The 15,011-nt window shown below is 32.1% G+C and carries 11 protein-coding genes; 1 reads left to right on the forward strand and 10 read right to left on the reverse strand.

Annotated features, from left to right (window positions below; translation table 11 throughout):
* Positions 1-1,198: 1,198 nt before the first annotated feature.
* From BMY18_RS15980 to BMY18_RS16015, 8 genes are all read right to left on the reverse strand, one after another.
* Positions 1,199-2,419 carry a helix-turn-helix domain-containing protein gene (locus BMY18_RS15980; RefSeq protein WP_092455879.1) on the reverse strand — a complete coding sequence of 407 codons (1,221 nt, stop codon included), beginning with the start codon at positions 2,417-2,419 and terminating at the stop codon, positions 1,199-1,201.
* Positions 2,420-2,586: 167 nt separating this feature from the next.
* Entirely contained in the window at positions 2,587-3,741 is a 1,155-nt protein-coding gene (locus tag BMY18_RS15985; protein ID WP_092455881.1) for a hypothetical protein, read from the reverse strand.
* Positions 3,742-4,078: 337 nt separating this feature from the next.
* On the reverse strand, positions 4,079-4,594 hold the full coding sequence (locus tag BMY18_RS15990) for a hypothetical protein (protein WP_092455883.1): 516 nt from the start codon (positions 4,592-4,594) through the stop codon (positions 4,079-4,081).
* Positions 4,595-4,812: 218 nt separating this feature from the next.
* On the reverse strand, positions 4,813-8,793 hold the full coding sequence (locus BMY18_RS15995; RefSeq protein ID WP_092455885.1) for an autotransporter outer membrane beta-barrel domain-containing protein: 3,981 nt from the start codon (positions 8,791-8,793) through the stop codon (positions 4,813-4,815).
* 552 nt (positions 8,794-9,345) lie between these two features.
* Positions 9,346-10,083: an SH3 domain-containing protein gene (locus BMY18_RS16000; RefSeq protein ID WP_092455887.1), complete on the reverse strand. Its 738-nt coding sequence runs from the start codon at positions 10,081-10,083 to the stop codon at positions 9,346-9,348.
* Positions 10,070-11,344: a hypothetical protein gene (locus BMY18_RS16005; RefSeq protein WP_092455889.1), complete on the reverse strand. Its 1,275-nt coding sequence runs from the start codon at positions 11,342-11,344 to the stop codon at positions 10,070-10,072. The genes BMY18_RS16000 and BMY18_RS16005 overlap by 14 nt, the downstream gene beginning before the upstream one ends.
* Positions 11,334-11,852 (reverse strand): MerR family transcriptional regulator, encoded by a 519-nt coding sequence (locus BMY18_RS16010; RefSeq protein ID WP_092455891.1) that lies wholly within the window; start codon positions 11,850-11,852, stop codon positions 11,334-11,336. The genes BMY18_RS16005 and BMY18_RS16010 overlap by 11 nt, the downstream gene beginning before the upstream one ends.
* Before the next feature lie 193 nt (positions 11,853-12,045).
* Positions 12,046-12,402, reverse strand: coding sequence for a hypothetical protein (locus tag BMY18_RS16015; RefSeq protein WP_092455893.1), 357 nt, complete (start codon positions 12,400-12,402; stop codon positions 12,046-12,048).
* Between the two features lie 244 nt (positions 12,403-12,646).
* On the opposite strand from BMY18_RS16015, the gene BMY18_RS16020 reads away from it, so the two are divergent.
* Complete coding sequence (locus tag BMY18_RS16020) at positions 12,647-12,913, forward strand: helix-turn-helix domain-containing protein (protein ID WP_092455895.1); 267 nt, start codon at positions 12,647-12,649, stop codon at positions 12,911-12,913.
* An 86-nt stretch (positions 12,914-12,999) separates the two neighbouring features.
* Here the strand turns inward: BMY18_RS16020 and BMY18_RS16025 are convergent, their stop codons facing one another.
* Positions 13,000-13,461 (reverse strand): hypothetical protein, encoded by a 462-nt coding sequence (locus tag BMY18_RS16025; RefSeq protein WP_092455897.1) that lies wholly within the window; start codon positions 13,459-13,461, stop codon positions 13,000-13,002.
* A gap of 439 nt (positions 13,462-13,900) precedes the next feature.
* Positions 13,901-14,647: a hypothetical protein gene (locus BMY18_RS16030; RefSeq protein ID WP_092455899.1), complete on the reverse strand. Its 747-nt coding sequence runs from the start codon at positions 14,645-14,647 to the stop codon at positions 13,901-13,903.
* Positions 14,648-15,011: the final 364 nt, after the last annotated feature.

Consider the following 15,011-nt stretch of genomic DNA (forward strand, 5'->3'; position numbering starts at 1 on the left):
AACACTTTTTTTTAGCTCTATTTTTTAGGAAACACGATTTAGAGCCATTTCATGGGCAAAAACGAAAAAATAAAACAGAAGAAAACTTTTTGTTTATTTTTCGTTATACTTAATTAAACAAATCTTTGCACACCCATATAAGACCTGCAAATCCAATTAAACACTTCTAACTATTTATTTATATATCCGTAAATTATCTTTACAATTTATTTGACTGTATGCAAGACCAGTTACTTTTTATATCACATATAAAGTACAAACTCAATGGATACTCTGGAAGAAAGTCCTTTGGGATGAATTTAAAATCAGTAAACTTATATACCCCATTTGGATAAGAACTTATTTTATACTCTTATCTAAACTAGAACTACAGAATTATTTAAGCACCTCTTAGGCTTGAAACGATATGCTACTTCATAAATTATCTCATGATCCTATATCTACTTAATAGATAAATACCTACTGCAAGTAAATAGGAAGTCAAGGATTATATGTCATTTACAAGCAAAGTGCTATTTTATATATTACAACAAGTATTTAATAATGCTTAAGCATTATTATCGAAAAATATGGCTACAATCTGCTTCTAAATACTGGCTGCCTTCTATCTCTTTACAGAAATGCCATCAAGCATCCAATAGCAATTTGATGGGATACAAAACCAGCTTGATACTTTCCGAATATAATTTGATTAAACCCAAAGGATACTTACAAGATTACAAAACACATTTACAATATACCAATATCTAGTTTAAAGATTACAAAACACACTTTATTAACTCAAATCACTATTTGATACAAACAAATATCCGTTTACTGCTTACCTAAAGCAACTTTGCACATAACCATATCCAGTAGATGGATATCAATTACTACTTACTCAATCTCAAAATGTGTTTTAAATCATTTAATCGCTATTTGATAAATCCAAAAGTCTATTTTGTATATAACATGTCATTCTTAAAGAAAGTCAGTCGGTTATTTATAGCAATTACAACTATGAAACCTGCCCTGACCAAGTACCCCATTTTGAATCTGTGTTCTAAACTATAGCTTAAAATACCACCGTTAAGACTCACTTTAAACTTAACAAAGACTACAAGACTTGACTTACTATAATTTAACTCACAAAAATAAGGTGCTATGATATCTAATCACAACACCTCATTCAAATTGATATTTTTTTAATTAAACCCTATTATTGATACTCAACTTTGAGAAAGCCTGCAGTAGATACTGCATCAAGTACAACCTTAGCCTGAGCATTTAACTTATCTGCACCAAAGATATAAGTCTGACCAAATTCCTGACAAGCTACACGAATCATTACTTTCTTAAAGCCTTCCAAATCATCTGTCAATATACTTTCGATAGTAAAAATTTTAGCAATCTTTTTATTATCATCAGTCTTTGCTGAAATAACACTCTTCTGCTTTCTATTAATGTAATTCCTTTCATAGCTAGCCTTTAACTTAAGATATTCTTTTCCGATTACTCTTTTAATACTTCTACCACCATCTGTATCAACAACAAGCTGACCTATCTCTACCTTATATTCACCTAACTTTTCAGGATATGCATAATCTTCATAAAACTTACGCATCTCACGAGCTGTCTTCTTTTTAGTAATATTATACTGTATGTCTAATTTATTGATAGCCAACTTAAGAAGACCTATCTGATCCTCGTAAACCTTATTATTGGGTAGACCAATAATATCACTATTTTTTACAATATTCTTTTTCATATAAATAGGTAAGAGTGAATTTTCATACCATTCTAAGAAATCTGAAATCTTATAATTTAGGGAGATTTCTTCATCAGTCAGGTCAGCATTTTTACCATCTACCCTACTACTTAATATCATACTAGCCGTCAGACTATTAAAACAAATTCTTTTTATTATATCGTATATTGATTTTTCTCTTAAGTACTCAGACTCTAACGATATAGATAAAGCATTTTCTGCTTTAACCCTAACACCTTCAATATACTTTTCTAATCCCTTTAAATACTCCTTACTGTTTAACCAATTATCAACATGTTCTACCAGTGAATTTTGATAGAACTCTCCGATGCTACTAACCTCAGTCAAACTATTTTTGCCTGCTAATAACTCTTTTGCTTCATCCTGTACTTTTACAAGTTCTTCATCAGAATCTGCTATACATAAAGCTAGTACATGATTATTTCCCTTACCTTTTCTGGAAATGAAACGTGCATCCTCTACTTGGTCTTTAGTAAATGTATATCTCATTTTATTTACTTCCTGTCCACTTGAAGATAACTTAGCACCAATAACTGTCTGCTCATAAGGGATTAATCTCCCCTGCTCTACAAAATTACAAACAGACTGAACTGACACTCCAATCTCCTTTGCGAATTGTGCTGTTGATAATCTTAAAACTTCATTCTTCATATAGCTCTCCACCTTTCAACTCGTTTTACTAATACAATTGGAATCTTCCAAAAATCCATTTTGCATTTATCAAAACCAATTTGATACAAACAAACATAAATTTTGGTAGTCCCAAAACGTATTTGGAACTACCATCTATAATCTATCTCAATATTAAACTCATTATTTTATTCATCTGAAGCATCTTGTTCAACATAGACTTTGTAATTGGTCAAGTCCTCCAAACTTCTTACTGCATACTGATTGAAAAGCTCTTCTCCGGTTAATAACCCACTGGCATAAAAATCAGCTAAAGCAGAATATGAAACCCCATAATGATTTACAATATAACCTCTTTCATCAACCATAAAGCTTTGAATATTTATACACATACTTCTGCATAAATCACTAAGGTTAAATCTAATTACTAAATAAGGATTACGTGCTACCATTTCCAAAGTCTTTCTTAGTAAACCTAGCTGAGTTATTTCGCCCCTGATATACTTTTCAAGTTCCCATCTCTGATTTAAATGGCTATTTTTAATATTAAATAGATACTTCCAATCGTCTTCATGAACTGATTCAGTTTCTAACCTAAAGCGTTCGCATGCTGCTTCTATCTCTGTTTCGCATCTCTTTCCTTTGTAAAGGCGCTCTTTGTAGCACATCGCCACTGTAAAAACATCATGTTTATGATCTACACTTAAATGTGAGCTATAACCTCGGCAATATTTATTTAATAACTTCTGTCTTGTAGATGCTACTCTTAAATTTTCATATACCATATTATCATTAAAACCATCTATCCACTCTGTTATATCTTGTCTGGCATTCTTACTTATACCAGTAATGAAATATCCCCTTTTTAATAAACCATCTAATTCTGCTAGGCTAAAATATTTATTAATATTAAACTCTAAATCCCTACAAATTAAACCATTTTCACATACTTCAATTGTCTGTTTACCATCTTTTATGGTGAACAGCTCACTCTGGAAATACCCCATATTGGTATGAAAATCTTTTGACTTATATTCACTCTCATAATAGTCATCATTAAATGAGCCTAAATAAAACATCTTATTTTGTATTACCAACTCTGGAAAATACTTTTGACTAAAATGAGTATTATAAAAAGATGCCAGCTTCATAGCATCCTTACTAATTAACTCACATACAAATTCTTTGTTATTATACGCAAAGCACTCTCTACCATCTTTATTAACATACTTTTCACTAATCTGCATAATATCAATTACTTTCATATACTCTGCGAATAATCTTAAGGTCTTCATAACATCCTCTTTATTTTCTAATAATGATATACTAGGCACAAATTCCATAATTAACTCCTCCGTTTTCTATAGATATCAAATAAAATATCTGATTTAAAAGCACTGACTATATACAACTGCATATATCAAGGTATAAATACCTGTCTGACTTTTACTTTTAGTTTGATATTTACATTTCACAATTGAACTGACAAAACGAAATTAAATATGATATGTATTTTTCATCACTTAATATTTCCTTCTTAAATCTAGTGATATGAAATGACTTAATTCTTATGTATACCTAATGTTCTTGAGCTTATTAATATTAACTTGCAAAATAAAAGAACCCTGCAAATCAGATTTTTATATCTGACTTGCAGGGTTCTTTATCCAAGCTAATGTTTTAGACTTCTGTTATTGCATTTGAACGCTGAACTGCATAGGTTAACTTGGTAGTGTATACTTTGGCGAAGTCCTTATACCAATCTTCCTTTTGAATCAGATTATTAGGATCAACAAGCTTTCCATCATTGAAGTCATCTTCATTCCACTTAGCAGTATCAATGTTGTAACTAATCCTACTATTTACTTCAAAATACAAATCCTTTTCATCTCTGTTCTGTATACCAGGCATATATGTCATTATACCATCATTAGCAGATAGTCTAATAGAATCCAATGCTGTCGCTACTGACATTCTTCTACCATCTGTCTCAATAAAAGTCCTCGCATTTACTTCAGCAAGCTTATCGCAAATTTCTGTGTATCGTTTAACATCCTCTTGCATCTGCTTAAAGTTTTTTCTAGCCTTTTCGTCAGTGATAATTGGTGCACGACCTATAATTTCTATGTTCATACAGATACTGTTATAACGTTTTCCCAATAGTGCCTTTTCCTCTAACAAGTCCAATACTTTCATATAATTGTACCTCCTTTTTGTTTGTGTTCGTAATATAACTCTAGTCCAAAAACTATGCAAGATTTATTTAAAAGTATTTTAAGCAGTCCATGTATTTGTCCCATATATAAGGAAACAAGCCGTACAAGGCTTTAAAGCAAGGGCGCAAAGACCACAATAACCCAAGGCAAGAAAAAAAGGTAAGTATTTAACTTACCCTTTTTCTTTAACTATATTAATTACTTTTTCATATCTGCTGTTGTAGCATCGCTGATAACAAATGCACTGCCCACGATAAGCTGATCTTTAATAATGATATTGTTACCTTCTAAGTTATACTTTTTATCACCAATGACAAATTCTTCTGGTAATGATAATGATATAAACCACTCTGATTTAAAACCATTTTCAAAATTATGCGTTGCTGAATATATATTCTGACTTGGTCCTGCTGTAATATCTATCTTATCATCTACCAATAAATCTCCACCTTGTACTACTGTCACATACTTATTAAGGACTATAGTAATACTGTCTTCAGTGTACCATTTATTCTTTGAAGAATTATTACTATCTAAGGAATCTTCAAATGTATCTTTGACTTGTTGCTCAATACCAGAATTGTTAAACATCTGAGTAGCTTCAGCTTCAGATATTCCATAGGCACTTGCAATATCTGTAACAGCGTTATTCTTTGAAGCATCTGTTAATACCCCATTTTTAAACTCTAACGCAATTGACGAAGACACTGTATCTTTAATAACCTTTGTTTCGTTAGCATACGTAAGTACATAGTACAGATTATTATTTCTAACAGTAACATTATCACTTTCATAGACCTTCATTGAAGGTGAAGTAATCAACTGACTTTTAAAAGCATCCACGTAAGCTTCATGCTCTTCTTGTGGTTTATAATTTATATTTTCAGCTGCAAATGACTCTTTCAGAGACTTTCCATTTACCTCTGTACTTGATAAATCTAGGCTATAAGAAATCAATGAAATTTCAATATTATCCTTTGCTGAAGCATGAATACTACCACCTGCATATACAATCTGTAATCCACCAAATTTATCACTTAATTTTTTAGCAGCTGTTCCTGTTGCTGTTGTCTCTGAATCAGCTTTTCCTGTTGCTGCTACACTATCACAGTTTAAAGAATAACCTCGAATACTTGATGGTGTCATGCTCCTTACTTTTTCTGACATTGCATAAACCACTGTTGGTGCTACTGAAGCAAGTATCCCAGTTGAACTAAATGTTGGGTAATACATTTTGTATGGGACTTCGCCATACATTGCAAGTGTCTTATCACTTTGGGTTACAAATGAAAGTACATTGTCTGTCCACTTGCAGGTTGTAACACTAAATGCTACAGATTTATCATTACTGTTACTTGCTGTATCTAAATCTAAAGAATCATATTTATTACATGAATGAGTAACCTTATATGTGTCGTATACTGAAACTGACTCAGTACTATTATCAGTAATTTTTCTAAGCATACTACCTGAGAAAATATAACGATCAAATTTCTTTGCCAATAACGTAGCATCGACATTTTCTCCTGCTGATACTCCCGTCTGAATACCTTTGATACCAATCTTCATACCAAGAGTATTTTTCACATATTCTTGAACCCCATTATCAGTTGCTGTAACTCCACGATAGTTACTTAAGACTAAATTGTCATTCCATAAACCTCTGCTGATACTATAAGCGTATGATGGAAAACTAGCAGAATCGAAATCTTTTGGACTCTGAGCCGATACCCCAAATAATCCTTGAGATGGACTATAATGTAATGCATTAGTTCCTTTATAATCGGTTAAGTCTCCTTTATTATTATCTTTAACGGTTTCTGGATACTGAATTCCACTGATCAAATTAGTAAATGATGTAATACCACTTTTATTTGACTTTTCTCCAAGTAAGTTTGGATACACATAATTGATTTCATTACTAGCAAGGCTATCTGTGCTATCTGCTGTATTTATGATTGTCCTGTTCGCACAAACGACTAATACACTTAATCCTGTTAAATCATCACTACCTTCTTTTGTTGTACTTCCTACAGTTACTGAAGTATTGACACCAGTTCCAAGGTATTTGAAACCTTGAACATTTGCCCCAGTTTCTTTTTGGAATCTTGAAGCTAAGACACTTGCTCCTTCTTCATCGAAAATACTATCAGACAAACCACTTACCATCTGACTTACTAAAGAATTTGCATCTTTCATATTATAATCACTTGTTCTATATATGATTGCATATGCCTGATTACTATCTGATACATTCCACTCTTTATTTGCTTCTACTAAGTAATCTGCAGTTTGTGTAGCTTTGACATCATTAACATTGACATTTAAGTCGCCATTATCATTTATTGACTGATCAATAGTCACCTGAGTCAAGTTACTACTTACATAAGTTTTCTTAACCATGTATGAGAGTGTCGCATAAATAGTTCCAGTTGCATCTGTATACACATCATTAGCCTTATTACCTTCTACACTACCAGACAATAAAGTAGATGCTTGGAGATTTGCTAATAAATTTGCACTGTCACTCGAATTAACCTGTGAATCTACATTTCCATTAGAATAGCTCGCTTTTTGACTTGCTTGTAAAGATGCATTTGTATAACTCAAACCAGAACTATTACTTGTAATTGCATCAGTATAAGCATTTACAACACTGTTCTTTGAATCATCAGCATAAAATTTAATCTGATAACTACTTCCGAAAGCATTAGCACCATCAACAGTACTTGCTACAGTCTTTGCTTTTGCATTTGATAATACCTTTTGTAGACTGCCCTTTGCACTATATAAATCTCCTAATGATAAAGCATCCTCACCGATATTTAATGCTACAGTTGAATACCCCATTAGATAAAGACCATTATTAATCTTTGAAATCGCACTGTCATTTAAATTACCAAAACCATTTAATCCATAGTTCATATCACTACTTGAACTAATACCTAATGCATTATTAGATTTTGTACTACCTGCACTACCTACTAAAGAATTATTATAGGTGTTTCCTGCACTGTACAATGCCTTTTCTGCATAGGACACTTCATTTGAAGCTAAAGCATTATTGACTACTGCCTTATATGAATCACTTCCTAAATCTGATAAGCTATTTGATTGTGAAGCATAAGCAGATGTCGTAATACCTAAGCTATTTTCAGTACTTGTAGATACATTTGCTTTCACATCATCTGTATACATCAATGTTCCATTCACAGATTGGCTATAAATATCTTTTGGTGACTTTAAATTGTAACTCAGAAAAACAGCCATACCATTATATTCACTATTAACACTGTAGCTTGCACCAGAAGTTAAATTATAGCTTGCTGACCACGAAAGTAATTTCCCTTGTTTTTCTGCCGAATTTAAAGGATCATATACCCCGTATGCATCACCACGAACATCTGTTGCTAATAAATCTCCATAACTAAATAAATAACCCTGTCCACCATCTACTTGTAGACCGACTGAACATACCTCAATGCAAAGACCAACATTCTTCGCACGCTGAGAATAGTTATCTGTGCCATATCCCGATATCGACTTTAAATCAGTCAAATCATCTTTTGCTTCGTCAGATAAGGAGCCTTGACGAGCATCTACTGTAGCAATATAATTTGCTAAAATATCCTGAACATTTCCATTTTCATCTGTAGTAATTTGAGATGAAAGATTATCACTAAATGCTGTATATGATGGATTGTTTAACGAAAAACCTTGTGTTGGTAGATTTAACGATAAACCTAACTCTTCAAAATTATTTCCTTCATTTTCTCCAAGTATTAAACCTGTTTCACCAAGTGTCTGAGCACTTTGTGATGTCGAAGATGTAAAGAAATAAGCACTCTCTGCTGCATCTGTTTTACTACCTGAAACCTCATAAACTGCGATATCTCTAAAGCGATAAAAATTGTCATACCCCAAAGTATTATTATCAGTTAATGAGTCTGGATCTGGAACTACGCATGGGTAAATCCTATACACTGTAGGACTCTCAATCAATGTCACCCATGAACCTAGTGCAGCTTCTGTAGAACCTATTCCTGCTACTGATATTGAGCCATCTGTAACAGATGTATCAACTGCTTTTACTGTCATGCTTCCAGTAAATATACTGGATGCAATCAATACTCCAGCTAAGGCACTTGATAATGCCCTCTTTAAATGTTTACTCTTCATAATTTCTCCTCCATTATCCTTTTTGCAAAGTTACATTAAATACTAGAACCAAATTCCTCCTATATTGATATTCAATGTTTATAAATCATCTTACAAATAAACTGGTGATTAACGATATCTTATAGTTGATTTTCTTAACCCTCTAAATACACTTTGAAATTTACCTTTTATATTAGAGTTATCTATAAGACTTAATCAATAATAAATTACCTTTGAAAAATCAAGCTATATGAATAGAATAAGTGCACTGTTAACTTAATATTGGTGGGATAAATAGAACAATTTATCCTGTCTTTATATGAATCCTTATCTAATACTGAATCTACCCCAATAAAAAGCAGACACTCTATATAACATAGAATATCTGCTCTTTTATAACCTATATTTAATTCTTAGATTTCACTGACCACTTGAGTATGCTATCGGCTAACATATCTGTTGTAAGTGAGTCTATTTCTGCTATCATAATAACTACTTTAATTATATCAGTGATTTAAAACTAAAAATGGGTATGAAAAAGCCTATGAAGTAAATACCCCATAGGCTTATGTACTATTGTGTCATTGATAATACAGTCGTTCCAGACTCATTATCCTCAATACCACTATATCCCATTGCTATCATTTCTGCAGTTAGCTTTGCCAGACTCTCTTCTCTTGTTGTCGTATCTACTGGGAAACTCCACTTCTTAGCAGTAGAAGTATCGGCACTCGGTGTTGAGGTATCAGCACTCGGTGTAGCAGTAGCAACACTTGGTGTACTACCATTTGATGGACTAGCACTTTGACTTACAACAGTTTTTTCATTACTTAAATACTCTGATGCTACATATGCTGTTGAATTATTATAATCGATACGTGTCCATCCATTTGATACCTCTCCAGTGACATTTACTACTTCATTTAAACTTAATGAACCAAGCTTATCACTATCGACTGCTGCATCTGTTCTGACATTAACTGTTGCACATACATACTTTGTGCTACTAGAATCAACAATACCTGCTTTTTCAGCCGCACTCTTATTTGCTTCAGCTTCTGCTGTCAAACGAGCCTGCTCAGCTACCTCAGCCTGAACTTTCTCATCCAGTTCCTTTGCAACCTGTTCAGCTTTTGCTTTTTCCTCAGCTAACTTAACAGCTGAATTTCCTTCAGTGGATATTTCAGTTTGCATAACTACTTCTACCCCATTTGTTGGGACTACTGTCTGAGCTTTATTATCACATCCAGACATTAGCATAATCAGTGATATACCTATAACAAGTACTATATAATCTTTATCTTTTCTCATTTACTTTCGCTCCCCTCTTTTTGAGTGACATGAATAGAATAACCCCACTTACAAGACATGTAACACTAAGACCTATCAATACATACCACGCTACATCTCCAGTTACTGGAAGTATACCATATGTTTTTGATTCATTCCAGTAGTTATCCTTATCTAAATTCCAACCTTCTGAATTTTCTGTACCGAAGCAAGAAACTGTTACATCCTGCCCTGAAATATTTCCTGCTTCATCAGTAGCAGTTACCTTATAAACACCATCGGCTGAAACATTAACTTTTGATTCTGATACTCCATTAAATACATTTCCGTTAAAGTTAATATTACATTTTTCATTTGTCTGAATTGTTATTTCAAATGCCTCAGATTGCCTGTCTGTAGGAATATTAGCAACTGTAATGACTGGTGCTTCTGTATCTGTATTTTCTACTTCGATATTTGTATCTACTGTACCACTTAAGCCTTTTACTTCATAAGTAGTTATCTTTGGTATTAAATTACCTTTTTCATAAACTAAAATAGTATATGTACCATTCTTTGAAAGTTCATAAGCTGTTGAAGTAGACACTCCATCTAATCTTACAATCTTATTATCAGAAGAACAAGTGGCATAATCAAGACCTTTGGAACTGCTAGCATTGACCTTGATTGTTTCAGTGGTTGAATCTTTTGATACTGAAGATACATTAATCGAGAAATCACTAGATTTTACTACTCCAGTATAAATAACGTTACTTGTTATGGTATCGCTATAAGTGTTATCTGCATACTTATAGGAAGTTAAAATAGTAATGTACTTTTTATCATCTTCAACTGGTATGTAAACAGAACCATCATTGTTCTCCACGCTATTAGGTAAGATACATACCCCATTAGACTTTCTTGCATATTCGTAATAATCAGAGGTTGGTGTGACCGTTGGAGTAGTCTTTGAGAAATCTAACCAATTACTTTTATCATCTGAAAATACTGATTGATTTAAATTTCCTGCTGCCGTGCTTACATATGCTCCATTTACATCAAATGTATAAACTAAATCCTGCTTATATACTGGGAATGCAACATTTTCTGCTGTTGAGCCGACTTTATAAGAATACACTAATGTCCCACCTGTCTCTGTTGTTTTAATACTTGCTAATGACTTTTGTGCATCATAATTAACTGTAATACTTGCTTCCTTTGCAAAAGCAGGAACACTGCTCAATAACAAAGTAGATACCATTAACGCACAGCTTACTACTGCCTTTAACCTCTTACTCTTCATATTGTAATACCTCTCCATCTGAATTAATAATTTCAATAGTTTCAACTCTATCTGTAACACTGCAAAGAACTCTTGCTGACTTACAAAGATTTTCTAAAAACTCTAGAAGAAACTCATTTCCTTCAAAATCTTCTTCGAGCAAAATCAATGTATAAACTCTTCTACTTACAATCCCATCTACTAAAGACTTGAATATCTCATCTTCTAAGGCACAACAAATGTGCAAACTAGTGTCGAAAAATATTATTTCACAATCATCAGTACTCTTGTTGATTTGATAAGGAAACTCTGCGAGTGGAGAACCCTCACCTATAAACATAATAATTTTATTATTTGAAGTGTCGTAAACTTCATCCTCAAGAAACTGATTTATCTGATCTACTGAATATAAAACCCTCTTTCCAATTCTTGCACTAGGAACAAATCTTTTCTTATATCTCTTAAAATCAAGTGTACCCTTTGAGGTATTTAACATCTTAACTGCATCATCTACGTATACATATTTCATTGTAAATCTCCTTCCATACTTGTTATTTACTATCTATAAACTGTCTTAGGAATTATCTCTACTTTGAAAAAATTATGATAGAAAGAGATAGATGAGCCTTTTTAAATACCCCATTTGAATTAAAGAACTACAAATCAGTATTTCAATCATAAACACAAGAAAAAGGTAGGAGATCTTTCACTCCTACCTGCTACTATCTAATCACTTTAATCTTCTTATTTTTTGCTATTTTATCTAATTCTTCTAGTGCATCCTTGCCAGTCAACTTAATATTTTTACTAAGCCTGTATTTAATGTCTAAATCTAATGTTATATCTAAGAACCTTAATAATGAAAATAAGTTACTCGCTTCTACATGCTTATAGATAACTCTGTTATTTTCAACCTCAACAGAATCAATCTTACTAATACCTACATTTATTTCCTGTACACATTTAACAATTGTTTCTAAGTCTTCCTTTTGCTCTGGTTTATTTCCTTCGGCACTTAGATAACCAGTAACAAAAACGTTATGACCAATACAACTAATATGTGAAATTCTAAAATACATAATAACATCTCCTTTCAAATCCCTATAATTCGTTTATAAGTTCAATTATCATAAATCATATTAGAATTTATATCATAGTTTGTAATAACTAAGAGACAGATGCATATATGCCCCATTTTACGAGGACTATCAAAAACTCTTTACAATATCTAACTGGCAAGAGATAATATTAAATAAAACTAGTCCACAAAAGCAACTGCTATGCTATAACAATATAAAACTAAAATTACGAGGATGATTATAAATGAAAATAGTTAATGAACGCATAAAAGAATTAAGACAATACAAAGGGATTTCAGAAGAGGATATGGCAATCGCGCTTGATATTGAAATAAAAGTCTACAGAACTTTTGAAGATAGTAGAGAACTTACAATAACAGAATTATGTACTGTGGCAGATATCCTTGACGTAAGTACTGAATACCTACTAGGGAGAGTAGATATTCCACATCCAGTTATTACAGATGAGAATCTAGATCAAATCAAAGAAATGCTAAAATCATTAAGATAATCACTTTACTATGATATACTTTTAATATAAGAAAAGCAGGAGCCTCTGAATTGCTCCTGCTAGATATTTATAATATTGAATCTAGTCTACCAAATAGCCTTTGTTTCTGCATATTTTAGGCTAAGCTTACCACCATCAAATATCCATCTCCATATGGTACCGTTTTCGCCTTGCATCTCAATAAAGGAACCACTTTCTACATATGGTGCGATTTCTGAGAGTGTATCGACATATTCAGTAGAATATTCAAAAAAAGTACTTATACTAATGCAATCTCCATTTTTATTCAACGTAGCTCGCCAACCACAATCATCAATTGCCTTTTCAAAATCCAACTCCTTAAACTCTAAATACTCTTTAGAATCTAAATAATCTTCGGATTCTGAATCACAATCTTCGGATTCAGAATCCTCAGATTCAAAATATTCATCATAAAAAGATGATTCGCTTTTCTCTCTTCTAATTTCATTACAAATATCCGTAACTCTTCCGATGTTTTTACTTTTTATCAGAAACTTTATGTCTCTGCACTCCATGCTATAGCTCATGTGCATATCCTCTACTTTCCAAATTTAGTTTCCTTTTAAAAGGAACTAACAACCATAGTACATCTCACGCAAACAACTGAAGAAAAACACTATATAACCACTATAAATATACCCTACGTGTATTAAGTAGAATATACTAGCTAAAAACGGCATCTTTGCAGATAAATTTCATAACAGAAAATGCAGCAAAAATACATATTAAGCTACCCCATTTGAAGAACTAACTATTTAGCTCTTGAAAACTAGGAGTATAATTACAGAAAGCTACAAGACTTAACAAATATAAATTTACCTGCCAAACCTTATCACTTCTTTAGTAATTATCTAATACAACTCTAACCAGATAATCACTTCTCATAGAATATATCACAGAAAAAGACTCAAGTATTTTTTACCTGAGCCTATATCTATCTTCTAATATAGTTTTAATTGTTTCTAATCAAAGCACTATATTGCCATTATCTATATACTTAATTTCAAGTTCTATACCAAGCAACTTCTTCTTTGCAGCTCTTTTTAAATCCTCTGGTTGAAGTTTGAAGAAATGACCAGTTTCTAAGAAATTTATACTATTTAGATACTTTGTTTTGCACATTCTTCGATAAATATCTGCATACATTTTAAACTTACAGCCATAATCTGTTAATATAACCATATTTTCACATTCAATCGAATCATAATATTCTTCTACATTATCAATTCTACATTTGTAAAATTCACCGAACATAACCTCTTTTGTTTTTTCAGTTAAAGATCTATATTTCATTTTACCACTATAACCACTTAAAACTACTCTTTTTTCATTTGCCATCATCCAAACAACAAAATTATCATTGTTATAATCATTTAAATATGTAACTTCAAATAAATCACCAAAGTAAAATACAAAATCACATGTCAATGTATTATGTGAATATGATTTGAGGTTTACTAATCTTACTATTTCTTCAAGCTCCAATTCGTCTATACCATTAGAGAGAAATATATCAACTAGATTTGTATACCTTCGCTTTTTAAATCTATCATCATCGTAATATATACAATCTTTTGTAGGAAACAACTGCATTATTAAATAACCATCTTCGTAAAATGATAATCTGTTTTCTAATATATTACTGTCTTTACTTGTAACCATATCACAAATGACTTTTCTACTGTTATTTACAAGCTCTTTATATAGCTCCATCTTTAACTGCCTCCTGAAATATTTTTTATGCCTAGTAATCAGCACTAACAACCATATTTCATCTCATGCAAACAACTGAAGAAAAACGTTATATAACCGCTAAGAGTGTAACCTCAGTGTATTAAAAGTAATATAGCCGATTAAACTGGCCTATTATAAGATAGGGTTTTCAACTCGGAAGATAAAGTAACAAAAACACATATTGACATACCCCATTTGAGATACTCGCTATTAAGTTCTTGAAAACTGGGAGTATAATTACAGAAAACTAAGGAACTTAACAAACATAAATTTTCCTGCTCAATTTTACTGATTGTAAAAAGGAAAAATAAATGGTAGGAACTTTTTTATTAGTCCCTACCAC

The organism is [Clostridium] fimetarium, assembly GCF_900111235.1.
Classification (GTDB): Bacteria; Bacillota; Clostridia; order Lachnospirales; family Lachnospiraceae; genus Clostridium_N; species Clostridium_N fimetarium.